This window comes from Fuscibacter oryzae, from assembly GCF_016765795.1.
Taxonomy (GTDB): Bacteria; Pseudomonadota; Alphaproteobacteria; order Rhodobacterales; family Rhodobacteraceae; genus Fuscibacter; species Fuscibacter oryzae.
Genome location: NZ_JAESVP010000004.1, coordinates 276,896 through 301,211 on the forward strand (window position 1 = coordinate 276,896; position 24,316 = coordinate 301,211).

Genomic DNA, 24,316 nt, shown 5'->3' on the forward strand with positions numbered 1-24,316 from the left:
TTCAGAACCTGTTCGGATGGAAAAGTTGCGGCTCGACCTCACCACCGTGGTGGTAAATTGGCCAGCCGAGGTAGCGGGTGACGGCCTCTTTCACCACATCGGCATGATTGCCGCGCACCATGGCAACGTGGTGTTCAAAGCCGTTCTGGGTGACAAAGCGCATCAGTTTGCGCAGGTCTGGCACGCGGGTGACCGCAATGCCGCCATCCATGGGGAAGGGGTGGTCGGTAAACTCGCCCTCGCCCAGATAGCATTTCACGGTGCCGGCGCGGTCATCGGTGGACAGGCGGAAATAGGTCAGGGGCCCTGGTTTCACCTTGCCCTTGACCGCGCCAAAGCATTTCGACTTGCCGATGGTTTCGCCCAGCACATCCAGCTCGCCAATCTCTGGCGTGTCGCCGATGAAGCTCTTGGGGTAATTGCCACAATGTGTGCAGACGCAAAGGTCTTTTTCATAGGCGTAGTTGTTGTTCCAGTCGAGCAACGCCGGTGGCGCGCCAGAGGCCAGCGCCAGCGCATACATCGACACCGCGCCGATCACATCAACCTCACAGGCCGAAGGCATCAGCTCTTCGCCCATCATCGACATGGTGACGCAGGTGGCGCAGCCGAAATTGTCCTGCAAGGACCGCCAGCACTGAATTGCCGAGGCGTCGCAGCCGTTCTCCTCGATCCAGCGGTTGACGGCCAGTGTCCATTTCGCCTGTTTCACGATCTGTGCGGGCTGGATATGCGCCGGAATCGTGCCGTAAGCCTTGATCTTGTTCATCTTTTCGATCAGCGCCGGATCGCTGTCGGAAATCGCCCCCGCTGCACCCATCATCTCTGACAGGTCCACCGTGACCACTGTCATGCCTGCCGCCTGCAACAGCTTTTCCGAATATCGCATGGTCTGGAAAGCACCCGTCCGCGCCCCGATCGACCCGATCCGCGCGCCGCGCAGGCCGCGCACAGTGCGGCAGGTGCGGGCGAACCGTTCCAGATCGGCGCCGAATTCCTCGCCCCAGACATCGCTGGTGTGGTTGGTGGTTTCGGTGAACGGCACGCCGTATTGCCAGAAGTTGTTGGTGACCGAGATTTTGCCGCAGAACGCATCGCGCCGGGCATGAACAGAAACCTTGTCCACCTCATCATTGCTGGCCTGCAGCAGAATCGGCACATTCAGCTTGGCGCGGTTCACCAGTTCGATGATCGCAATCTCATCGCCAAAGTTGGGCAGGCAGATTACCAGACCGTCAATCTCATCGCGGTGCTGCTTGAAGTGATCTGCATATAACTGGGCATCGGCGATCGACTGCACTGCACCGTTCGCCGTAGCCTCGAACGGCAGGGTGATGGCGCGGACGCCCAGTTTTTCCAGCTGCGCCAGCACCTGTTCGCGCGCATCCTTGCAGGGTGCGGGGCTGAAAAAGGCGCGGCTGCCGATGACCACGCCAAGGGTGATCTTGCGACGAATGGTAAGCGTCATGCGGTCCTCCGGTTGGCTACCGCGCCCCCTCGCGCGGCGGATCGAATGGTTTCGATCACTTTCGCTTATTGCGTTTTATATCCGAGTCGCAGACGTATCGCAACCCGTTAAGATAGCGATATCCTGCCGGATACCCAGTAAACAAAGGAATTTTCCGCCGCGGCGCAGCGAGAACGTGCCGCGCTGCGCGAAAAAATCAAAAACAAACGAAAGCTCTTGACGGGAATCACAAACAAGACGCAGGAATGTTGCGGAGGAATCGCATCCACTCGGGTGCAATCGAAAAGGGAGGTCTTTCGATGAACTTCAAACGCCGTCTTTTGCTGTCTACCTTTGCGCTGGCCATGGCGGGGGCTCTGCCCTCGCTGGCCAATGCTGCCGACACCATCGCCATCATTACGCCCAGCCATGACAACCCGTTCTTCAAGGCCGAAGCCGATGGCGCAGCCGCCAAGGCCAAGGAACTGGGCTATGAAACCATGGTCCTGGTGCATGACGATGACGCCAACAAGCAATCGGAACTGTTCGACAGCGCCATTGCAGCGGGTGTGAAGGCGATCATTCTGGACAACGCAGGTGCCGATGCCTCGGTTGCTGCCGTTCAGAAGGCCAAGGATGCGGGCATCCCGTCCTTCCTGATCGACCGTGAAATCACCGCTTCGGGCGTGGCCGTTTCGCAAATCGTGTCGAACAACTATCAGGGCGCGCAACTGGGCGCCGAAGAGTTCGTCAAGCTGATGGGCGAAAAGGGTGATTTTGCCGAACTGCTTGGCAAGGAATCCGATACCAACGCTGGTATCCGGTCCAAAGGCTATCATGACGTGATCGATCAGTATCCTGACATGAAGATGCTGGCCCAGCAAACCGCCAACTGGTCGCAGACCGAGGCTTACACGGTCATGGAATCGATGTTGCAGGCCAACCCGTCGATCAAGGGTGTGATCTCTGGCAATGACACCATGGCGATGGGCGCCTATGCAGCACTTGAGGCCGCGGGCCGCACCGATGTGATTGTGGTGGGCTTTGACGGGTCGAACGACGTGCGCGATTCCATCGCCAAGGGCGGCATCAAGGCCACCGTTCTGCAACCGGCTTTCGCACAGGCGCAATTGGCTGTGACCCAGGCCGATGCCTTCCTGAAAACCGGCAAGACCGGGGTTGAGGAAAAGCAACTGATGGATTGCGTTCTGGTCAATGGCGACAATGCCGCCAAGCTGGAAACCTTCGCCCTGAAGGACTGATGGTTGCTGCCCGGCGCGCATCTGCGCCGGGCACCCTTTCCGTGAGAAGACAATGAAACGCATGACTCTGACGGCGGCCTGTCTGGCTGCGGCTTTCGGCATTGCCGGGTGCAAGATCGTCAAGACCGCGCCCGCCGATGACAAATCTCCCTCGGCAGATGCCAGCGGTGACGATGCCCGGATCGCCACGATCCTGTCCGACACCTATGACGCGAAACTGCTGCCAGAGATTGCGGCCAAGGCCCTGCCGCCCATCGATCTTAAGGCCAAGCTGGCAGCCGGACTTGACACCGCAGGCGGTCAGCGCGGCGCGGGTGACGGGGCGGCATGGAACTTTGCCGTGGCAGGGCAGGGCAAGGTGGTTGCGGCCAACCTGACCTCGCGCGCCCGCACGCTGGATGTGGATGTGGACGGGGATGCTAAATCCGACCTGACCGTGCAGCTTGGCCCTGTGGTCAAAGGCAGTGCCCTGCGCGATTTTGCGCCCGCGCTTTATGATTTCACCAGCTTCCGCGACCAGATCGAATTTGCCAAGCTGGGCCGCGCGCTGAACGACCGCGCTGCTGGGGCAATCAAACTTGCCGAGGGCGACCCTACCGGAAAAATGGTGACATTCATGGGCGTCATCGCGTTGCGCAAGGCAACAGACGCCTGGTTGCTGACACCCACAGTGGTTGAGGTTGCGCCATGAGCGCCGATCACCCTATCGGCCTGTCGATCCGCGATGGCGTCAAGGTTTACCCCGGCACCCGCGCCCTGAAAGGCGTGGATTTCGATCTGCGCATGGGTGCCGTCAACGTGCTGGTCGGGGAAAACGGCGCCGGAAAATCCACGCTGATGAAGGTGATTGCGGGGGTTGAGGAGCTGACCGAGGGCCGCGTGGAAATGGCGGGCAAGGTGGTGCATTTCCGGTCGAAATCCGAAGCGGTGGCCCATGGCATCGGCATCGTGTTTCAGGAACTGAACCTGTTTCCCAACATGACCGTGGCCGAGAACATCTTTATCGCCCGCGAACCCACCCGCGCAGGCATGGACATTGACGCCGCAAAACAGCGCGAGGCGACCCGCGCCCTGATGGCCCGGCTGGAACAGCCGATTGACCCTGATACCCCCCTTGGAACCCTGCGAATCGGCCAGCAGCAGATCGTAGAAATTGCCAAGGCGCTGGCGCAGGACGCCCGCATCCTCATTCTGGACGAACCCACCAGCGCCCTTTCGGCAGCCGAGGTCGAGGTTCTGTTCCGCGTCATTGCTGACCTGAAGCGGCAGGGCGTGGGTATCGTCTATATCAGCCACCGGCTGGAGGAACTGATCCGTGTCGGCGACTACATCACCGTTCTGCGCGATGGCGCGATCACCGGTGCGCGGTCGATGGCGGGGGTGGATATCCCCTGGATCGTGCGCGCCATGATCGGTGACAGCAGCAAGGAATTCGGCCGGACCGAACCTGCGAACTTCGGGGCAGAGGTGTTCCGTGCCGATAATATCTGCCTGCCCCGCCTTGGGGGCGGATATACGGTTGATCATGTCAGCCTGTCGGTGCATGCGGGTGAGATTGTGGGCCTTTATGGCCTGATGGGCGCTGGCCGGACCGAATTTCTGGAATGCGTCATGGCCCAGCATCCGCATTCTACCGGGGCTTTTCATGTTGCGGGCAAGCCGCTGACCGAGCGTGATGTACCGGGTCGCATTGCCCGTGGCATCGCGCTGATTCCCGAAGATCGCAAGCGCGACGGTCTGGTGCAGATCATGTCGATCCGCGAAAATCTGACGCTTTCGGCGCTGAAATCCTATGCCACAGGCTTCCACCTGAACCTGAAGGCCGAGATGAAGGGAGCCATGGAATTCGTCAAACGCATGACGATCAAGGTGGCGCGAGTGGAAAACCCGGTTTCCAGCCTGTCGGGGGGGAACCAGCAAAAGGTGGTCATTGGCAAGGCGCTGATGACCAACCCCAAGATCCTGCTGATGGATGAACCCAGCCGCGGCATCGACATTGGCGCCAAGGCCGAGGTGTTCCGCACCATGCGCCGTCTGGCCGCAGATGGTCTGGGCATCCTCTTCGTCACCTCTGATCTGGACGAGGTTCTTGCCCTCTCCGACCGTATCATCGTCATGGCCAACGGGCGCATCACTGGTGAGTTTCCTGCCGGAACCGATGCCGCTGCGGTGATTTCCGCCACTGCTCCCAATGCCACCAAAGCCGTCAAGGAACTTGCCGCATGACCGCCATTCCCGCCCCCGCCACACCGGGTAGCACTGCGCTGCTGCTGCTTTTGCTGCGTGCCCGCACCTTTGTGGCGCTGATCCTTGTGCTGGCCTTCTTTGCCTTCGCCGCCCCCAACTTCCTGTCGGCGGCCAATGCGGTGATCGTGTCGAAACACGTTGCGCTGAATGCGTTTCTGGCTATCGGGATGACCTTTGTCATCATCACCGGCGGGATCGACCTGTCGGTTGGCTCTATCGTTGGCCTTTGCGCCATGGTGGCGGGCTGGCTGGTGCTGAACGGTATCGATCTGGGGCTTGGCTGGTCGATCCAGTTCAACACACTGGAAATTGCGCTTTTGGTTATGTTGGTCGGCGTCGGGGTCGGGCTGATCAACGGGCTTTTGATCACCTGGCTGAACGTGGCACCCTTCATCGCCACGCTGGGCACCCTTTATGTCGCGCGGGGGGCTGCGCTCTTGTCATCAGACGGGCGCACCTTCCCGAACCTTGGCGGCAATGCCGAATACGGCTCGGCCAGCTTTCCATGGATCGGCAGCGGCACCATTCTGGGGTTGCCGGTGATGATCTGGATGCTGGTGCTGGTGGGGTTGCTGGCTTCCTATATTTCCCGCCGCACGCCATTGGGCCGCTATATCTATGCCGTGGGAGGCAATGAACGCGGGGCGGCGCTGTCGGGCGTCAAGGTCACGCGCGTGAAGATGTTCGTCTATATGTTCTCGGGGCTTTGTGCGGCACTGGTCGGGCTGATCATCGCCAGCCAGTTGCAGGCCAGTCACCCGGCGACGGGCGAGACGTTTGAGTTGAACGCCATTGCGGCGGCGGTTCTGGGTGGCACCTCGATGTCGGGCGGGCGCGGGCGGATTGGCGGCACCATCGTGGGGGCCTTTGTCATCGGCATCCTGTCTGACGGGCTGATCATGATGGGTGTCAGTTCGTTCTGGCAAACCGTTATCAAAGGGCTGGTCATCATCGCCGCCGTGGTAATTGATCAGGCGCAAAGCAAGTTGCAGGCGCGTGTGGCCCTGCAACAAGAGGCGGCGGCAGGCCGGTAACGGCCCGCTTTGCAGCCGGGCGGGAATGGCCTAGAAACGGGTTATCTTCGGCAGAAAGGCAGTCCCTTGCAGCACCGGCCCAGCATCGCACGAGATGAGACCATGGCGGGCCTTCTGTCCGAACCCCGCCGCCGCCGGATTCTGGAGTGGATTCAGGAAGAGGGGGCCGCCCGTGTCCGCGAACTGGCCGCCGTGTTTCAGGTATCCGAAGCGACGATCCGCCAGGATCTGGAGCGGTTGGAGGGCGACGGTTTCATCACCCGCGAACATGGGGGTGCCTTCCTGAACCAGATGCCCGCGCAGGCCCAAAGCCTGACGCTGCATCATCAGGACAACATGGACAAAAAGCGCAAGATCGGCGCGCTGGCGGCCAGTCTGGTCAAGGATGGCGAAACGCTGATCCTTGATGCGGGCACCACCACGACCGAGGTCGCGACGCGTCTTGTGCAAAGGAAGAACCTGACCGTCATTACCAATGCGCTGAATATCGCGATCCTGCTGGGTGCTATTCCCGGCTTTGCCGTGCATATGCCGGGCGGGCAATTCAAGGCGCCCACGCTGTCGCTGTCAGGCGACAAATCGGTTGAGTATTTCCGCAATATCTTTGCCGGAAAGCTGTTTCTGGCCACGGCGGGTGTGGCGGTGGATGCGGGGCTGACCTATCCCAGCTTTGCCGACCTGCAACTGAAAGAGGCGATGATCCGCGCGGCATCCCGCGTGTATCTTGTTGCCGACAGCACCAAGATCAACAAAAGCAGCTTTACCCGGCTGGGGTCGCTGGAGGTGATCCATTCCTTCATCACCGATGATGGAATATCGGATGCCGATGCGAAAGAGTTCGAGGCGCGGGGAATTGAGCTGCTGATCGCACACTGACCGCGACGGGGGGCCGCGGCGGGGGATCGGGTCAAAAAGCGAAATGGGCCGAAGCATAAGCTCCGGCCCGCCACTCGCTAAACTCACAAAAATACTCGCACCCCGAACCCTACAGGTCCGTCACGAGGCCGTCACCAATCGCCCTTGACGACATGGGAAAAACCTTGCCCCTGCCGTGCCTTTGCGGACAATTGGAATGCCCTGCTCCACTCACACATCAAGTTAGTCGCGCGAGAGCGGCGGATGGTTCAAAGAAAATCAGCAGCCGTCTGTACGAACCAGACCATAGCCGAATGCTGTATCGCGGCCCGGTGCTCCCAGATCCTCGACCTGACTGCGCAGTTGCTGGACCACAGCCGCACGCCCACGCGCACCCCGTGCGCTTTGCTGCCCGGCAAGTGCGGTCACGATGCCCGCCGCAAAAGAGGTGCCGGACTGATAGCCAAAGCCCCCCGGCGCGGGCAGATACAAATCTACCCCCGGTGCGGAAAAATCTGTCTGGCTTCCCTGGTTTGCGCGCGAATAGAGGCGCCTTTTCGCATCAAGCGCCGTCACCGCGATGACATGAGCATCAGCGGCGGGAAAGCCCACGACGCCTTGCCCGTTGTTTCCAACCGGCGCAATCATCACGGCACCTTGCGCATCGGCCAGGCCAAGGACGGTTGCCAGTATATCGTTCTGCGGCCCGGTGAATGGCAGCCCGATCACCGGAACCTGCTTGCCCAAAAGCCAGTCCAGCCCTTCGGTGATAGTGTCAACCTGCGCCAGATCGCGACTGCCAGAGGCACCAAAAGCGGTTACAGCGTAAAGCTGGGCACCAATGGCAAAACCCGCACTGCCCGGCCCACCCGGTGGCGCGACAATCAGGCTGGCCACGGCGGTTGCGTGGTTTGTGCTTCCGGCAGGCTCTCCGGCGGGCAGAACCGAATGGGTCACAATGTTTGCGCCCCGCAAGGCGGAAGCATCCAGGGGGCCATCGATCAGGCCGATCTTTTGCGCCTTTGGCAATTTGCAGCCGGCGCGGTTGTCTGACCCGATCAGATCGCCCGCATAAAGCCTCGGCTCTGACGATTGCGTATAAAGGGTGTTCCAGCCGGATTTGACGGCAATCTCCGCTTTCCGCAGCTTGCCTTGCAGACTGGCCAGCGAAAATTGCCCGCCACTGTCCAACGCCAGCGTGCCAATGCCAAGGTTGCCATGCGCTTTCCGACGCAGAACCACCCCGCCCATGTCGGCGGCCAGCGCAGAGGCTGCATCCAGTTGCGCCTTGCTGCCAGCCAGCAGGATTTCGGGGTTTCCGCTAGGCGCAAGAACAGCTTGCCCGGCCCGCAAAACCGAACCGCCCCCGCCCGCAGTTCGACCGGCACCCTCGCCCGCCTCGCGGGCAAAACCGCGTGGCGGTTTTTCAGGGTCTGGCGGGGTATCTGGGTCATCGTCCTCTCCTGTCGGATCGGGAGAAACGGTCGATTGTGCCAGAACAAGGTCTGATCCCTGAGCAAGGTCAGACACATGCGGCAGGCCGCCGCCAAAACTCGTCAGGAATGCCAGGATCAGGGCAAACGAAGTCATTCAGGTAAGCTCACACTTTCGACAAGGCTTTGCATGGCGCGCAGCTTGTCGGCAATGGCATCGAGATTCGCCCCCGCGGTCACATCCAGCCGATAAAGGCCAATTGCCGACGGGCCATCTACGATTTCCAGGTTATTATTCTGGAGAAGGTCCGTCACCTCGGCAAGAGTTGCGCCAGGGACGAAGGCAACGGTCAGGTCACCGCGCCCCGGATCCCCAGAGGCCTGCTGATACTCTGTCTGGCCAGGGGGCAGAACCAGCATAACGGCAAGGGCGATTGCGGCGGCGGCAACGGCACCACCTGCAAGCTGCCACCTACGCGTGCGCTGCGCGGACGCCTCACGGTCAATGTCGCGCATCAGCCGGGCCAGCCCGAATTCGGCGGGCGATGCCGGCTGTGGCATGGCTTTCATGGCGTCGCGCAACTGGCCAAGCAGGGCTGCCTCGGCGGCCAGTGCCGGATCATGGCGCAGGCCCTTTTCAACGCGCGCCCGATCTGGCCCTGCAAGCGTGCCATTCACCAGAAATGGCAAAAGCTGCTCGACAGGTTCCTGCATTCCGGCTGTGTTACTGGTCATCGCGCTTCATCCCAAGTTTGGTTGAGAGGCAGCGCAGCAATAGCTGCTTGGCATGAAACACGCGCGACTTCACCGTCCCCTCGGGAACGCCCGTGATTTCTGCCACCTCTGGATAACTCATGTCTTCCATGAACGTCAGCTCTATTGCAGCCCGGTGGCTGGGACTGAGGGTTTCCAGGCACTGCCGGACGGCATCCCTGTTTTCCATCGCCAGCACGCAGGCCTCGGGGTTCGGGCTTTCATCGGCGCTTTCTGGCACGTCTTCACCAAAAACCAGCCGGTTCTCTCGTCTGTAAACATCAACCACCTTCCTGTAGGCCATGGCGAAAAGCCATGTTCGAACCTTGGACCTTCCCTCGAAAGCCCCGGCATCGCGCCAGACCTGCAAAAAGACGTCATGGGTTATGTCGGATGAACGCTGCTGATCGTTCAATCGCGACGAGACAAATCGGTAAAGCGGGCTTTCCATCTCGCGGTAAAGTTGCGCGAAGGCGCCGCGGTCGCCCGATGCGATGCGTTTCATCAAGGCGGCTAGGACAACATCACTCATACAAGCCAATTACGCTGCGCCCGCCGTCCTGACCAGCCCAAGCAGATTTAGCAGGCGGAATCGAACGCAGCGTGACTGCATGTGGTTGTGACGCCCGTTTCCGGCTAGGCGAAAGCGAGACGTCCAGCTAGCCTTGGCCTGAGATAGGGGAGAAAGAACCATGGATATGTGGGCGCGTTTGGGGGCGGTTGTCGGCGGTGCCATGGTGCTGTTGCGGCGGCTGGGGGCGCCCAGCATGGCGGCGGTGGGCACGGCCCCAACAATTCCCGAGGCGCGCAAGCAAGGGATCATGACGCTGAAGATGCCGACGGCCCAAGGTTGGGGGCCGGGCCAGTTGCCGCAGGCCGCACAGGGGCTGAAGGTGAACGCCTTCGCCAGCGGGCTGGAGCATCCGCGCTGGATCGAGGTGCTGCCCAACGGGGATGTTCTGGTGGCCGAGGCGCTGTTGCAGACCGACCCGCCAAAAACGGTGATGGACCGGGTGATGCAAGCCACCATGCGCCGCGCCCGCGCGCTGGGCCACAGTGCAAACCGCATCAGCCTTTGGCGCGATGCCGATGGCGACGGCGTTGCCGAACAACGCGAGGTCTTTTTGGAAAACCAGAACCAGCCCTTCGGGATGGCGCTGGTGGGCGATACTTTCTACGTTGGCAATACCGACGGCATCGTCGCGTTTGAGTATCAGCCCGGATCGACGCGCCTGAACGGGCCGGGGAAAAAGCTGGTCAGCTTTAAACCCGCCGGGCATTGGACCCGCAGCCTTATCGTCTCACCCGACCGCAAGCGGATCTATGCGGGGGTGGGGTCACTTTCAAACATTGCCGATGAGGGCATGGAAGCGGAAGAGGGCAGGGCCGCAATCTGGGAGCTGGACCTTGTGACAGGTCAGGCGCGGATCTTTGCCGGCGGCCTGCGCAACCCCGTCGGCATGGCGTGGGAGCCGGTCGGGGGCAAGCTGTGGACTGTGGTGAACGAACGTGACGGGCTGGGCGATGAAACGCCGCCCGACTATCTGACCTCGGTTCAGGACGGCGGGTTCTATGGCTGGCCCTATTGCTATTGGGGCCAGACGGTTGATGACCGGGTGCCACAGGATGCGGCCTTGGTCGCGCGCGCGGTTACGCCCGACTATGCTCTGGGCGGGCATACGGCATCGCTTGGCCTGTGCTGGATGCCTGCGGGCACGCTGCCGGGCTTTGGCGACGGGATGGTGATTGGCCAGCACGGGTCATGGAACCGCTCGAAACTCAGTGGGTATCGCGTCATCTTCGTGCCATTCCGTGACGGCCACCCAAGCGGCCCGCCGCGGGATATTTTGTGGGGATTTCTCTCGCCGGATGAAAAGGTTTCCTACGGGCGCCCGGTCGGTGTGGCAATCGGGCCAGACAAAGCCTCTATTCTTGTGGCCGATGATGTGGGCGATGTGATCCTGCGGGTCACCGGGGCCTAGAACGGCGCGCCTTTGGTGTGCCCTTGCAGTGGTCAGTTTAAAACGGCGCATCCCCTTTCTGGTGCTGACCAATTGAGGTTGCAGGTTTCGTTTGTGCGGAGCGGGCCCCAAACGGTTGCGTCGCTGTGCGTTTTCGCAGATTGATTATAAGCGTGCTTATTATATGTCGCGCTTATGGAAAATCGTAACGACAGTCTGGGAATCCTTTTGCACGAAGCGGCGCGCGCCGTGCGCAAGGCGTTTGAACGCCGGGTCAGTCGCCATGGCCTGTCGTCCGCCCAATGGCGGATGCTGGTCACGGTGACCAAGTGCGCCGAGGCGACAACGCAGGCCCGGCTTGCCGACCTGCTGGAGATCGAGCCGATCAGCGTCTCGCGTCTGGTGGACCGGATGGAAGCTGCTGGCTGGGTAGAGCGCCGTCCCGATCCGCTGGACCGTCGGGTCAGGCTGGTCGTGCCGACAGACCGTGCCCGCGCCGTTCATGCCGAAATCCGCGCCATGGCCGATGAGGTTTATGGCGAGGCGCTGGGCGGCCTGACGGGCGAACAGCGTCAGGCGCTGCTGGGGGGGCTTTCCCGCGTGATCGCCAATCTGAATGAAGCTGCCGGGCAGGTGGCGCAAGGAGTTGAGCAAGATGACAACCGATAACGCGGCCCCCGCTGATGCTGTGTTGCCGCAGCGGCGGTCACGCCTGAAGCGAAACCTGCTGATGGCCAGTGTGCCGCTGGTTCTTCTGGTGGCTGCGGGCGGCTGGTGGATGACATCGGGTGGCAAAGAAAAAACCGACAACGCCTATCTGCATCAGGCGCGCCTGTCGGTTGCGCCGCAACTTGGCGGGCGGGTGATTGCGGTCGAGGTGGCCGACAATCAACCCGTCAAGGCCGGGGATCTGCTGTTCCGCATCGACCCCGAGCCGTCGCGGATCGCGCTACGGCGCGCCGAAGTGGGCTTGGACGCCGCGCGGCTGGATGTACAGCGCTTGAAGGCCGCTTATGCAGAGGCAGTGGCGCAGGCCAAACTGGCCCATGACACTGCGGATTATCAGGCAAGCAATCTGACCCGGCAATCTGCCTTGGCAACCAAAGGTGTCGCGACCGATTCCTCGCTGGATGACGCCCGCCACGCAGCCAAAGCGGCGGCAGAGCAGGCCGCAGCGGCGGATATTGGCGTGCAAGCCGCCCTTGCCGCCCTTGGCGGTGACCCGCAGGCTGCCGTGGACGACCACCCCGAAGTGCAGGCCGCTTTGGTTGCCCGTGAAGGCGCCGCCTATGACATGAAACAGACAGAGGTTCATGCGCCCGCCGATGGCGTGATCTATCAGGCCTCGTCCTTCCGCACGGGTCAGATGGTTTCGTCTGGTCAGACGGCCTTTACTCTGGTCGAGACTGGTGAGACTTGGGTCGAGGCGAATTTCAAGGAAACCCAACTGGCCGATATCCGTGTTGGCCAGCCGGTCGAGGTGGTGCTGGACGCCTCTCGTGGAACGCGGCTGGAGGGCAAGGTGATGGCGATCGGTGCCGGAACGGGGTCGGAGTTTTCGCTGTTGCCCGCCCAGAATGCGACGGGAAACTGGGTCAAGGTTGAACAGCGCGTGCCGGTGCGCATTGAATTGACAGATCTGTCAAATGCGCCGCTGCTGGCTTCTGGCCTGTCGGCAGAGGTGGTGGTGAACACCAGTTCGGTTGATGCCCCGGCCGGAGCCGCCGTTGCAGGTGCCGTGACGCAATGAGTGCTGCTGCCGACCAAACCCCTGCCGAGGTTCCACACAAGGGCCTGATCACGCTGGCAATCATGCTGGCCACGATCATGCAGGTGCTGGACACGACCATCGCCAATGTGGCGCTGCCGTCGATGGTGGGTGATCTGGGGGCCTCGCAGGATACGATAAGCTGGGTTCTGACCAGCTATATCGTGGCGGCGGCGATCATGACACCGGTGACAGGCTGGCTGTCGGACAGGATCGGCAAGCGAGAGCTGTTTCTGGTTTCCATCGTTGGCTTCGTGGTCGCCTCGGTCGCCTGCGGTCTGGCGTGGAGCTTGCCATCGATGGTGCTGTTCCGCGTGTTGCAGGGCGTGTTCGGGGCCGCCGTGGTGCCGCTGTCGCAGACCTTCCTGCTGGACATCAACAGCCGCGAAAAGGCCGGTCAGGCCATGGCGATGTGGGGCGCCGGCATCATGGTGGGGCCGATTGTCGGCCCGGCGCTGGGGGGCTGGCTGACCGAGTTTTACAACTGGCGCTGGGTGTTTCTGATCAACCTGCCGCTGGGGTTGATCGCCTTTCTGGGCAGTGCGGCCTATCTGCCACGCAGTGTCGTGCGGTTGCGGCGGTTTGATATCATGGGCTTTGCCATGCTGTCGCTGGGCATTGGGGCCCTGCAAATGATGCTGGATCGCGGTGGCGAGGTTGACTGGTTCAACGCCTATGAAACCTGGATCTGGTTGTTCCTGTCTGTGGTGGGCTTTTGGGTTTTTGCCGTCCATATCCTGACGACCGACCAGCCCTTCCTTGATCCACGCATGTTTGCTGACCGCAATTTCGTGACCGGGCTGGTGTTCATCTTCATCGTCGGCATCATCCTGCTGGCCAGTCTTGCCCTGTTGCCACCGATGCTGTCGCGCCTGTTTGGTCATTCGGCACTTCAGACCGGGTTGGTGATGGCCCCGCGCGGGGTGGGCACGATGATTTCAATGCTGGTCGTGGGGCGGCTGGTGCGGCTGATCGACCCGCGCTTGCTGGTCTCGGCGGGGCTGGCGCTGATTGCGGTCTCGCTTTGGGTGATGATCGGGTTTACGCCGCAGATGGATGATCATCTGATCGTGGTTTCTGGCGTTGTGCAGGGGTTGGGTCTGGGTTTGGTGTTTGTTCCCTTGTCCACCGTGACATTCGCCACCATCGAGGTGCGGTTCCGGGCCGATGCGACCAGCCTTTACAGTCTGGTCCGCAATATCGGCTCTTCCATCGGGATTTCCGTGGTGACCTTGATGCTGACGCGGAATGTTCAGATCAACCATATGGAGCTTGCCGGGGCCTTGACGCAAACCAGCCCGGCCCTGCGGCAGGCTTTGCCCGGCGCGCTGGTTGGGGATGCCCAGTCGTTGCAGATTCTGGATAACATGGTGAATGCGCAGGCGGCGATGATCAGCTATATCAACGATTTCAAGCTGATGCTGATCATGACACTGGCGGCCATCCCGCTGGCCCTGACCCTGCGGCGACCGGGGGCACAATCTGGTCCGGCCCCGGCTGTTCACGCCGATTGAAAAACGGGGCCTTTCGGCCCCGTTTTGTCAGAAATCCAGATTTTCCACCGTCAGGGCATTGGCCTGAATGAATTCCCGTCGCGGTTCGACCACATCGCCCATCAGCTTTGAGAAGATGTCGTCCGCCTCGGCCAGATCATCAACCTTGACCTGCAACAGAGTGCGCGCCTCCGGGTCCAGCGTGGTTTCCCAAAGCTGTTCGGGGTTCATCTCTCCCAGACCCTTATAGCGTTGCAGGGTCAGGCCCTTTTCGCCTTCGGTCAGAATCGATTTCAAGAGGTCGATCGGGCCGTGGATCAGTTGCTCACGCTCTTTGCGCACCAGACGGGCCGGGTCACGATAAATGTCTCGGCTTTGCCCGGCGATCTGGCCCAGCCTGCGCGCCTCGCCGCTGCGCAGGACGGCACCGTCCAGTGTGCGCAACTCTTCCACGCCGCGCAGCACGCGCGACAGGCGGATGCCATGATCCTGCGTGATACGGCCAGCCCAGCCCGTTTCATATTCAACCGCAACAAGATCCAGCCGATGCGCAACAGATTGCGCCACAGCCGCCAGATCATCATCGGCGCGGCCCGGGTCAAAGGCACCGGCCAGTGCCGCCTGTTCCAGAATGCCGCGCGGATAATGGGTCGGAAAGGCATCCAGCACCCGGCGAAAGCTGCGTGCGCCTTCGACGACGCGCGCCAGATCTTGCCCGGCGATCTCTTCGCCGTTCGACAGGCGCAGCACCGCGCCCTCCAACCCCATTTCGATCAGATAATCATCCAGCGCTGCTTGGTCCTTAAGGTAAACCTCGGACTTGCCGCGCGCCACTTTGTACAGCGGCGGCTGCGCGATATAGAGATAGCCGCCCTCGATCAGTTGCGGCATCTGCCGGAAGAAAAAGGTCAGCAACAGCGTGCGGATATGCGCGCCGTCCACGTCGGCGTCGGTCATGATGACGACCTTGTGGTAACGCAGCTTGCCGATGTCGAACTCATCCCGGCCAATGCCGGTGCCAAGCGCGGTGATCAGGGTGCCGATTTCCTGGCTGCCCAGCATCCGGTCAAACCGCGCGCGTTCCACGTTCAGGATTTTCCCGCGCAGGGGAAGAACGGCCTGATTGGCGCGGCTGCGGCCCTGTTTGGCAGAGCCACCGGCGGAGTCACCTTCGACCAGAAACAGTTCCGATTTTGCGGGGTCGCGTTCCTGACAATCGGCCAGCTTGCCGGGCAGGCTGGCCACATCCAGCGCGGTCTTGCGGCGCGTCAACTCGCGCGCCTTGCGGGCCGCCTCACGCGCCAGCGCTGCCTCAACGATCTTGCCAACGATGATCTTGGCGGGCCCGGGGTTCTCCTCGAACCATTCGTTCAGCTTTTCGTTGACCAGATTTTCCACCGCCGGGCGCACTTCGCTGGAAACCAGCTTGTCCTTGGTTTGGCTGGAGAATTTTGGGTCCGGCACCTTGACCGACAAGACGCAGGTCAGCCCTTCGCGCGCGTCATCGCCGGTGAAATCAACCTTTTCGCGCTTGGCGATGCCGGAGGTTTGGGCATAGCCGGTGATTGTGCGGGTCAGCGCGCCGCGAAAACCGGCCAGATGGGTGCCACCATCACGCTGCGGAATGTTGTTTGTGAACGGCAGTACGGTTTCATGGTAGCTGTCGTTCCACCACATCGCAACCTCTACCCCGATGCCGTTCTTTTCGCCGACCATATAGATCGGTTCCGGCATCACGGCCTGTTTGGACCGGTCAATGAATTTGACAAACTCGCGCACGCCACCGTCATAAAACAGCTCGACCCTTTGTGGCTCTGCGTGGCGCTCATCCTCAAGGATGATGCGGACACCAGAGTTCAGAAAGGCCAGTTCGCGCAGGCGGTTTTCCAGTGTCTTGAAACTGTAGTCGAGGTTGGAGAACGTGCCGTCCACGCGGTTGACCTTGGAGCTGGCCAAAAACCGCACGCGGGTGCCACGCTGGCCCGGCGCGGAGCCAACCTCATGCACATGCACAGTGCATTCGCCATCCTCAAACCGGGCGTTATACTCGGTATCGTTGCGCCAGACGGTCAGTTCCAGCCATTCCGACAACGCGTTGACCACCGAAACGCCCACACCGTGCAAACCGCCAGAGACCTTATAGGCATTGCCGCTGTCATCGGTGTTGTTGAATTTGCCGCCCGCGTGCAACTGGGTCATGATGACCTCGGCCGCCGAAACGCCCTCTTCCTGATGGATGTCCACCGGAATGCCGCGCCCGTTGTCGCGCACCGAAACGCTGTCATCGGCGTGGATGATCACCACCACTTCGGTGGCGTGACCGGCAAGGGCCTCGTCGATGCCATTATCGACGACTTCGTAGACCATATGGTGCAGGCCCGACCCGTCGTCCGTATCGCCGATATACATGCCGGGGCGTTTGCGAACCGCCTCCAACCCCTTGAGAACTTTGATGGAATCGGCGCCGTATTCGGCTGGCTTCATGGGCGCGCTGGCCATGCGTCGGGAACCTCTGATATTGCTCGCGACTTATAGCGGTTGGGGCATGGAATGTCACCCCTTCGACACAAGATTTGGGGTCACAGGAAGGGGATTACAGCCGCCACGCAAAGCAGAAGGCAACCGGAGATCATGTTCAACCGACGCACACTTTGCGGGCTGGACAGCAACTGCCGGGCGCGGTCCAGAAACAGCGCAAGGCCCAGGTTGCCCAGCATCGGTACAAAGGCCGAAATCGCGATGATTGCGGTGATGTCGAAGGCGGTCAGCTTGCCCAGATCGAAGAATCCGGGCAGGGCGCCCATATAGAACAGGATGGCCTTGGGGTTGCCGATCACCGCCGCAACACCCACCGAAAAGCCCGCCCAAAGGCCGGGCTTGGTCAGGCGGCTGTCGGCGTTCATGGTGGCTGCGGGTTTGCGCACCAGCATGATCCCCATAATCAGGAATACCGCGGCGGCGACCCAGCGCAGCAGGCTGAGGAAATCGCCATAGACACTTTCGATCCAGCTTAGCCCCAGTATCGCTGTCAGCGGCCAGACCAGATCGCCAAGCGCCACGCCAACGGCCAAAGGCCAGGCAGCACGAAACCCGCCCGACAGCGCCCGCGCTGTCAGCGCAACCCAGACCGGCCCCGGAACAGCCCACAGGCCCGCCATGCCAAGTGCATAGATCGCCAGTTGATGCAGCGAGATATTCATTCGGCGCTGTCCGGCAAGGTCAGGCTGCCATCTGCGGCCATGGGCCAGAACGGGTTCATCGCCACCTCCCACACATGGCCCCAAGGGTCGGCCCAATAGCCCGAGTATCCACCCCAGAATACCTTTTGCGGGGCCTTGAGTGCCGTTCCGCCAGCGGCAAGGGCGGCGGCATAAGCGGCATCAACCTCCGCCTCAGTTGCAAAGTTCTGGGCCAGCGTTGCTGCGCCCGTGCCCAAAGTGGCCTCTGGCCGACCCTGATCCGCAGCCAGATCGGCCAGCCCGAACAGGGCCAGAACCGCGCCGTGCATCTGATAGAAAGCCACCCCCACCTGACCCTTGCCATGCTCTTGCCAGCCCAAGGCGGCATAAAAGGCCTTGGCGGCGGCCAGGTCGGTGACGCCAAGGGTGATCAGGGTCACGCGCTGCGGAGTCATGGGGAAATCCTTGATATGCCGTCGATGTCTTCAACCGAAATGGTTTGCGCCCGGTCGCCAAGCGCCTCAAATAACGCGGCCTCGGTGCCGGTCATCAGGGCCTGAGCGCCAAGGTCGCAGATCTCGTCATATAGCGCAGCCCGGCGATCGGCGTCGAGATGGGCCGCAACCTCATCCAGCAGTAGTACCGGCGCTTTGCCCAGATCGGCCGCCAGTGCGCGGGCATTGGCAAGGATCAGGCTGATCAGCAGGGCCTTTTGCTCTCCGGTGGAACACTGGTCTGCGGGAATGCCCTTGCTGGCGTAAAGGGCGCGCAGGTCACTTCGATGCGGACCCGACAGCGTTCGCCCCGCCGCCATGTCGCGCCGTCGCGTTTCGGCCCAGATTGCTGGCAAGTTGGCGGGGTCAGGGTCTTCGGCACCCTCTGGTCCCGATAGGGCCAGATCGGCGCGGGGAAAACGGCTTTCGACGCTGGCCTGCGCTTGTGCCAACCGCATCAGCGCGGCGCGGCGATTGTGGCTTATGGCCGTTGCGGTCTCGGCCATTTGCCCTTCAAGCACGGCGTACCAGCGGGCGTCGGCAACCTCGTCCTTAAGCATACGGTTGCGTTCGCGCATCGCTTTTTCATAACCAAGCGATTGTTCGGCATGGTCGGGAAAAAAGGAAAGCGTCATCCGGTCAAGAAACCGCCTGCGCCCCTCGGCCGCTTCTATCCATAGCCGGTCCATCGCGGGCACCAGCCAAAGCACGCGGCAAATGCGGCCCAAGGCCGATTGCGGGGCCGCTTTGCCGTCAATCCGCAGGCTTCGCGCCTCTGCCTTGTCCGCGCCGGTTTCAATCAGGTGATCGGCGGTCATGCCGCGCAGATTGGCCTCGATCCGCCAGCCAAGCGCCTCTGGCCTGCGGGCCAGATCATCCCCGGCAGCCCGGCGCAAACCGCGGCCCGGCGACAGGAGCGACACCGCCTCTAGGATATTGGTTTTTCCCGCGCCGTTCGGCCCGACCAGGGCAACGGGGCGGCCATCAAATTCCAGCCGCGTTGCGCGGTGGCTGCGGAAATGCCCCAGTTTCAAAGAGGTGATCGCGAGACCAGCCAACGCCAGCCCCTTTCATCGGTTCAAGGTGCGGCCCGCTCAGACGCGCATCGGCATGACGACATAGACCGCCGAAGTGTCATTGCCTTCGCGCATCAGCGTCGGATCGGCGGCAGAGTTGAACAGGAAAACGGCATTCTCCCGGTCAACCTGGCTGGCGATTTCCAGCAGGTACTTGGCGTTGAAGCCAATCTCCAGATGTTCATCGCCATAGGCCACGGCCAGCTCTTCTTCGGCAGCGCCGGAATCCGGGGCGTTGACCGACAAGACCAGGCGATCCTCATCCAGCGTCAGCTTGACGGCGCGGCTGCGTTCGGACGACACGGTGGCCACGCGGTCCACCGCCTTGGCAAACTCGCTGGCGTCCACTTCCAGCCGACGGGTGTTGTTCTGTGGAATGACACGGGTGTAATCGGGGAAGGTGCCGTCGATCACTTTCGAGGTCAGCATGATCGCCGGCGTGGCAAACCGAACTTTCGTTTCGGAAACTGAAACCGCAATCGTGGCATCGTCATCATCCAGCAGCTTGCGCAGCTCGTTCACCGTTTTGCGTGGTACGATCACGCCCGGCATTCCGGTGGCACCATCGGGCAGGGCGGCATCAATCCGGGCCAGTCGGTGGCCATCGGTGGCCACGCAGCGCAGAACCGGGCCATTCTCGCCGGTCGAGGTGTGCATATAGACACCGTTCAGATAGTACCGCGTTTCTTCGGTTGAAATCGCGAACTTTGCCTTGTCGAACAGACGGCGCAGATCGGTCGCCTTGGCCGAGAAATTCGTGGTATATTCAGACGTGGCCATCACCGGAAAATCTTCTTTCGGCAATGTGGCCAGCGAAAAGGTTGACCGGCCTGCCGTGACGGTCAGCCGACCCGCAGCGCCATCTTCGGTCAGGTTAACCAACGCGCCATCGGGCAGCTTGCGCACAATCTCATGCAGCATGACCGCCGAAACGGTTGTCGCCCCGGTCCGTTCGACCATGGCGGCGGCACGGTCCACCACCTCGATATCCAGATCGGTGGCGCGGAACGAAACCTGCGCGCCTTCCGCCTCGATCAGCACGTTGGCCAGGATCGGAATGGTGTTGCGCCGTTCCACCACCGACTGGGCCTGAGCCAGGGCTTTCAGCAGCGTCCCGCGTTCAATCGAAAGTTTCATCATCATCCCCCTGCCGGGCCCACAGGGTGACACCGACACAACCGGCAATCGCCGGGTCCAAGCATTTTGCCCGACTTTGTGGGCCTTTCATCGGGCAGTCAAGGGCAGGCTGGCGCCGGCCCCCTGCGGCAAACCTTTTGCACAAGATTTGCGGGACTCTTTCAGGATTCCAGCCTGCTATCCTTGCAGCAGGCGGCGCAGCAATTGCAGATCATCACTTAGCTGGCTGTCAATCGCCATCAGCTCTTCGATCTTGCGGATGCCGTGCATGATCGTGGTGTGATCACGACCTCCGAAACGCCGCCCGATTTCGGGCAAGCTGCGCGGAGTCAGGTGCTTGGCCAGATACATCGCCACCTGACGGGGCCGCGCAATGGTGCGCAGGCGTTTTGGCCCGATCAGGTCGGACAGGCGGACGTTGTAATGCTCGGCCACCTTGCGTTGAATTTCTTCGATGGTCAGCTTGCGATCGCTGGCGCGCAGAATATCGGCCAGACAGTCTTGCGCCAGATCCAGCGTGATCTCGCGACCGACAAGGCTGGCGAAGGCAAAGAGCCGGGTCAGAGCGCCTTCCAGCACGCGGACGTTGGTTGTGATGCGGTGCGCCAGAAACTCCAGCACGCCATGGGCGATTTGCAGGCCCTTGTACTGCGTGCGGTAGAATTCGGCCTTTTGTTGCAGGATACCAAGGCGCAGTTCGTAATCGGTCGGGTGCAGGTCCACCACCAGGCCGCATTGCAGACGCGACTTGATGCGTTCTTCCAGATCCTTGATTTCGCCAGGCGCGCGGTCGGCGGAAATGACGATCTGCTTGTTCTGGTCTATCAGGGCGTTGAACGTGTGGAAAAATTCTTCCTGCGTTGAGTCCTTGCCCGCGATGAACTGCACGTCATCGACCATCAGCACATCGACCGAGCGGAACATCTCTTTGAAGTCCATGATCTGCTTGTCACGCAGAGCTTGAACAAAGCGGTACATGAATTGTTCTGCCGACAGATACAGCACCCGCAACTCAGGCTGACGGGCCTGCAATTCATGCGCGATGGCGTGCATCAGGTGCGTTTTGCCCAGACCCACGCCGCCATAAAGGAACAGCGGGTTGAAGGTGACGGGGCCGCCTTCGGCAACGCGGCGGGCGGCGGCATGGGCAAGCTCGTTCGGCTTGCCGACGACAAAGCTGTCAAAGGTAAAGCGGGCATCCAGCGTGGCGCCGGGCAGCTCTTCATCCGAAGCGCGGCTGCGGGCGACGGCGCGGGGCGCGGGTTTTTTCGCGACCTCGCCAGCAGGCGCACGGGTTCTGGCTGGTACGAAAAACTCAAGCCGGGAAACCGCGCTGTCCCCAGCGGACAGGTGACTAATGATATGGTCGCCAAAATTGCGCGACACCCAATCGCCAAAGAAGGTGGTCGGCACTTCGAACCGGGCAACCTCACCCTCGAGCGAAGCGAGCCGGATCGGTTCGATCCAGGTGGTGTAGTTGTTCTTGCCGATCCGAGTGATCAACTGCTCGCGCACCCTGCCCCAGGCGTCTTTGGTCATCTGTCCATCCGTCCCCGGATACCTTGCCAGCAGCGGCGGCATCCTGATTATCGTTCCCACGACGAACGTCATTCTTGGGTGCCGTGCAACCCTTGGCCCCCTTAGGCGATTGCCAAGGATGCCAAAGGCCGGTCTGGCCTGACAGGTCAATGGGAACTCCTGCCGAAAAGACAGGCGAACCCTTGAATTTCCCTATGTGCTGCACAATGGTGCAGACAACATAACCAACTGATCAGGAACAGTATTATTTGGCGTTCGGGTTTTTTTATGCGGCAGCATTACCCGTTGGCCCCTGTCTCTGATCGCGTCATGTCCCCCAAGACGAAGTGAATCGCATCTCGACGCTAGCCTGCCTCTGCACGGCTTCGCAACTGAACTATCTGCTTGACAGGGGTCCGGTCTGGCGAATCCGCCGACCTGTGCAAATTGGCAACGGCGGCAGGCGTCAGAGGTTTGAAAATGAAAAGGGCGCGACCTGGCGGCCGCGCCCTGAGCGTCCTGTCAGATCAGGATCAGGCCTTGACGGTCAGCGCCTTCACGCGCGAGGACAGGCGCGAGATTTTGCGCGAAACGGTGTTCTTGTGAAGCACACCCTTGGTGACGCCGCGGGCCAGTTCGGGCTGGGCGTTCTTCAGGGCTTCGGCAGCCGCGGCAGAATCACCCGAGGCGATTGCTTCTTCGACCTTGCGGACGAAAGTGCGGATGCGCGAGCGGCGCGCCTTGTTGATGGCATAACGCGCTTCGGACTGGCGGGCGCGCTTTTTGGACTGTTCGGTATTGGCCATGGGCTCTCTCGAAGGTTTTCTGTGTTACGGTCGTGCGAAAACCCCAAGGCCCCGTTCAAGAGAACGGGAATCATATTGCCTAAGCGGGCCCACGCGCATGTGGCGGGGCGCTTACCGCGCCCTGCCCATAATTGCAACGGGAATCAGCGGTCGCGGAACTGGGGCTGCCGCTTTTCGACAAAGGCGGCCATGCCTTCTTTCTGATCTTCGGTGGCAAACATCGCGTGAAAACTGCGGCGTTCGAACAAAAGACCCTCGCGCAGCGTGGCTTCAAAGGCGCGGTTGACCGATTCCTTGACGGCCATCGCCGTCAGCATCGACTTTTCGGCGATCTTGGTCGCCGATTTCATCGCCTCGTCCTTCAACTGGGCCAATGGCACCACCCGGCTGACAAGGCCGGACCGCTCGGCTTCGGCCGCATCCATGAAACGACCGGTCAGGTTCATATCCATCGCCTTGGCCTTGCCGACGGCGCGGGTCAGGCGTTGGGTGCCACCCATGCCCGCCACGATGCCAAGGTTGATTTCCGGCTGGCCGAATTTCGCAGTATCCGCCGCAATGATGAAGTCGCACATCATGGCAAGCTCGCAGCCACCGCCCAGACAATAGCCTGCGACAGCGGCGATAACCGGCTTGCGCACGGCGGCAATCGCCTCGGCCTCTGCGCCGAACAGATTGTCGAACAGAATGTCGGCATAGGATTTGCCCGCCATTTCCTTGACATCGGCCCCCGCAGCAAAGGCTTTGTCCGACCCGATCAGAACGATGCAGCGCACCTTGTCGTTCCGGTCAGCGGCAGTCATCGCGACAACCAGTTCGCGCATCAGCGTGCTGTTCAGGGCGTTCATCGCATCGGGGCGGTTGAGGCGGATGAGGCAGATGTCATCCTCGATCTCGACGATCAGCGTCTCATAGGCCATGCGGCGTCTCCTTTTGCTTGAGCCTGTCCTAGCATCAAGCAGGGATGGATCAAGTCATCTCTGGCAGTCGGGACAATGGAACGAAGACCGCCCCGCCTGCACGGTTCGCGTAATTGTGCCGGTGCAGCCGGGGGTGGGGCAGGGGGTGCCCTCGCGGTCATAAACCCTGAAATTATGCTGGAAATATCCCAGCTCACCATCTGCCTGCCGGTAATCGCGTAGCGACGATCCGCCCGCCTCGATCGCCTCGCCCAGCACATCGCGGATCAGCGGCACCAATGCGCCCGACTCGCGTGACGTCAGGTCACGCGCCAGACGCAGCGGGCTGATCGCGGCGCGGTGCAGCACTTCGCTGACGTAGATATTTCCCAAACCTGCAACAACATGCTGATCAAGCAGCGCCGATTTCACCGGCGTGGCCTTCCCGGCCAGACGGCGGACCAGATATTCCGGTGAGAATTCATTGCCGAATGGCTCTGGTCCAAGACTGGCCAGCAGGGGGTGGCTGGCCTCGGCTTCGGTCGCCATCAGGTCCATCGCGCCAAAACGGCGGGCATCGTTGAAGGTGACGCGCCCGCCCCCCTCCATGGTCAACACCACATGGTCATGCTTTTGCGGCGCCGGATGGTCGTGGTGAAACTGGCCCAATTGCGCACCCGAAATCAGCATGCGCCCCGACATGCCCAGATGGATCAGCAGGGTTTCATCAGTGGAAAGGTCGGCAAGAATGTATTTTGACCGCCGCCGCAGGCCCAGCACCGTGGCACCTGTCAACCGCGCGCTCATGCGGGCGGGAAAGGGAAACCGCAAGCCGTCGCGGTTCACCTCGGCGCGGCTGATCACCCGCCCTTCCATCACGGGCAACAGCCCGCGGCGGACGGTTTCAACTTCTGGCAGTTCAGGCATGTGACACAATCGCAGTTGGCGGGACGC

Annotated in this window: 22 protein-coding genes; 9 read left to right on the plus strand and 13 right to left on the minus strand. The window is 61.4% G+C overall.

The features are described from left to right. Position 1 precedes the first annotated feature (1 nt). Entirely contained in the window at positions 2-1,468 is a 1,467-nt protein-coding gene (locus JI744_RS09520) for an L-fucose/L-arabinose isomerase family protein (RefSeq protein ID WP_202659995.1), read from the minus strand. Positions 1,469-1,767: 299 nt separating this feature from the next. On the opposite strand from JI744_RS09520, the gene JI744_RS09525 reads away from it, so the two are divergent. The 5 genes from JI744_RS09525 to JI744_RS09545 all read left to right on the plus strand — a co-directional run bounded on the left by JI744_RS09525 (position 1,768) and on the right by JI744_RS09545 (position 6,866). Next, positions 1,768-2,709: a D-ribose ABC transporter substrate-binding protein gene (locus tag JI744_RS09525; RefSeq protein WP_202659997.1), complete on the plus strand. Its 942-nt coding sequence runs from the start codon at positions 1,768-1,770 to the stop codon at positions 2,707-2,709. A 52-nt stretch (positions 2,710-2,761) separates the two neighbouring features. Then, positions 2,762-3,400, plus strand: coding sequence for a DUF2291 family protein (locus tag JI744_RS09530; protein ID WP_202659999.1), 639 nt, complete (start codon positions 2,762-2,764; stop codon positions 3,398-3,400). Beyond that, complete coding sequence (locus JI744_RS09535) at positions 3,397-4,935, plus strand: sugar ABC transporter ATP-binding protein (protein ID WP_202660001.1); 1,539 nt, start codon at positions 3,397-3,399, stop codon at positions 4,933-4,935. The genes JI744_RS09530 and JI744_RS09535 overlap by 4 nt, the downstream gene beginning before the upstream one ends. After that, on the plus strand, positions 4,932-5,990 hold the full coding sequence (locus tag JI744_RS09540) for an ABC transporter permease (RefSeq protein ID WP_202660003.1): 1,059 nt from the start codon (positions 4,932-4,934) through the stop codon (positions 5,988-5,990). Before JI744_RS09535 ends, JI744_RS09540 begins: the two co-directional genes overlap by 4 nt. Positions 5,991-6,092: 102 nt before the next feature. Further along, positions 6,093-6,866, plus strand: coding sequence for a DeoR/GlpR family DNA-binding transcription regulator (locus JI744_RS09545; protein ID WP_202660005.1), 774 nt, complete (start codon positions 6,093-6,095; stop codon positions 6,864-6,866). A 258-nt stretch (positions 6,867-7,124) separates the two neighbouring features. On the opposite strand, the gene JI744_RS09550 is transcribed toward JI744_RS09545, so the two are convergent. Genes JI744_RS09550 through JI744_RS09560 form a run of 3 tightly spaced genes read right to left on the minus strand, consistent with a single transcriptional unit; the run spans position 7,125 to position 9,536 of the window. Next, complete coding sequence (locus JI744_RS09550; protein ID WP_202660012.1) at positions 7,125-8,435, minus strand: S8 family serine peptidase; 1,311 nt, start codon at positions 8,433-8,435, stop codon at positions 7,125-7,127. Further along, a complete protein-coding gene (locus JI744_RS09555) occupies positions 8,432-9,013 on the minus strand; it encodes a hypothetical protein (protein ID WP_202660013.1) in 582 nt (193 codons plus the stop codon). The genes JI744_RS09550 and JI744_RS09555 overlap by 4 nt, the downstream gene beginning before the upstream one ends. Next, the gene (locus tag JI744_RS09560; RefSeq protein WP_202660014.1) at positions 9,003-9,536 is read right to left on the minus strand and encodes an RNA polymerase sigma factor; all 534 of its coding nucleotides are present in this window, start codon (positions 9,534-9,536) and stop codon (positions 9,003-9,005) included. The genes JI744_RS09555 and JI744_RS09560 overlap by 11 nt, the downstream gene beginning before the upstream one ends. A 187-nt stretch (positions 9,537-9,723) precedes the next feature. On the opposite strand from JI744_RS09560, the gene JI744_RS09565 reads away from it, so the two are divergent. The 4 genes from JI744_RS09565 to JI744_RS09580 all read left to right on the plus strand — a co-directional run bounded on the left by JI744_RS09565 (position 9,724) and on the right by JI744_RS09580 (position 14,274). Next, the gene (locus JI744_RS09565) at positions 9,724-11,013 is read left to right on the plus strand and encodes a PQQ-dependent sugar dehydrogenase (protein ID WP_202660016.1); all 1,290 of its coding nucleotides are present in this window, start codon (positions 9,724-9,726) and stop codon (positions 11,011-11,013) included. Between the two features lie 174 nt (positions 11,014-11,187). Then, positions 11,188-11,661 (plus strand): MarR family winged helix-turn-helix transcriptional regulator, encoded by a 474-nt coding sequence (locus tag JI744_RS09570; RefSeq protein WP_202660018.1) that lies wholly within the window; start codon positions 11,188-11,190, stop codon positions 11,659-11,661. Further along, the gene (locus tag JI744_RS09575) at positions 11,648-12,742 is read left to right on the plus strand and encodes an HlyD family secretion protein (RefSeq protein WP_236019362.1); all 1,095 of its coding nucleotides are present in this window, start codon (positions 11,648-11,650) and stop codon (positions 12,740-12,742) included. Before JI744_RS09570 ends, JI744_RS09575 begins: the two co-directional genes overlap by 14 nt. Next, a complete protein-coding gene (locus JI744_RS09580; protein ID WP_202660030.1) occupies positions 12,739-14,274 on the plus strand; it encodes a DHA2 family efflux MFS transporter permease subunit in 1,536 nt (511 codons plus the stop codon). The genes JI744_RS09575 and JI744_RS09580 overlap by 4 nt, the downstream gene beginning before the upstream one ends. Positions 14,275-14,301: 27 nt before the next feature. Here JI744_RS09580 and gyrB read toward each other — a convergent pair whose 3' ends face one another. The 9 genes from gyrB to mutM form a co-directional block, all read right to left on the minus strand. Then, on the minus strand, positions 14,302-16,752 hold the full coding sequence (gene gyrB, locus JI744_RS09585; protein ID WP_202660032.1) for a DNA topoisomerase (ATP-hydrolyzing) subunit B: 2,451 nt from the start codon (positions 16,750-16,752) through the stop codon (positions 14,302-14,304). Positions 16,753-16,832: 80 nt separating this feature from the next. Continuing rightward, a complete protein-coding gene (locus tag JI744_RS09590) occupies positions 16,833-17,453 on the minus strand; it encodes a LysE family translocator (protein WP_202660034.1) in 621 nt (206 codons plus the stop codon). After that, entirely contained in the window at positions 17,450-17,887 is a 438-nt protein-coding gene (locus JI744_RS09595) for a VOC family protein (protein ID WP_202660036.1), read from the minus strand. Before JI744_RS09595 ends, JI744_RS09590 begins: the two co-directional genes overlap by 4 nt. Further along, entirely contained in the window at positions 17,884-18,984 is a 1,101-nt protein-coding gene (gene recF, locus JI744_RS09600; protein WP_202660038.1) for a DNA replication/repair protein RecF, read from the minus strand. Before recF ends, JI744_RS09595 begins: the two co-directional genes overlap by 4 nt. 36 nt (positions 18,985-19,020) lie before the next feature. After that, entirely contained in the window at positions 19,021-20,139 is a 1,119-nt protein-coding gene (dnaN, locus tag JI744_RS09605; RefSeq protein ID WP_202660040.1) for a DNA polymerase III subunit beta, read from the minus strand. Between the two features lie 177 nt (positions 20,140-20,316). Beyond that, positions 20,317-21,678, minus strand: coding sequence for a chromosomal replication initiator protein DnaA (dnaA, locus tag JI744_RS09610; RefSeq protein ID WP_202660042.1), 1,362 nt, complete (start codon positions 21,676-21,678; stop codon positions 20,317-20,319). Between the two features lie 512 nt (positions 21,679-22,190). Next, positions 22,191-22,463 (minus strand): 30S ribosomal protein S20, encoded by a 273-nt coding sequence (rpsT, locus tag JI744_RS09615; protein ID WP_202660044.1) that lies wholly within the window; start codon positions 22,461-22,463, stop codon positions 22,191-22,193. Positions 22,464-22,606: 143 nt separating this feature from the next. Beyond that, positions 22,607-23,383, minus strand: coding sequence for an enoyl-CoA hydratase (locus JI744_RS09620; protein ID WP_202660046.1), 777 nt, complete (start codon positions 23,381-23,383; stop codon positions 22,607-22,609). 54 nt (positions 23,384-23,437) lie between these two features. Next, positions 23,438-24,289, minus strand: coding sequence for a bifunctional DNA-formamidopyrimidine glycosylase/DNA-(apurinic or apyrimidinic site) lyase (mutM, locus tag JI744_RS09625; RefSeq protein ID WP_202660048.1), 852 nt, complete (start codon positions 24,287-24,289; stop codon positions 23,438-23,440). Positions 24,290-24,316 lie beyond the last annotated feature (27 nt).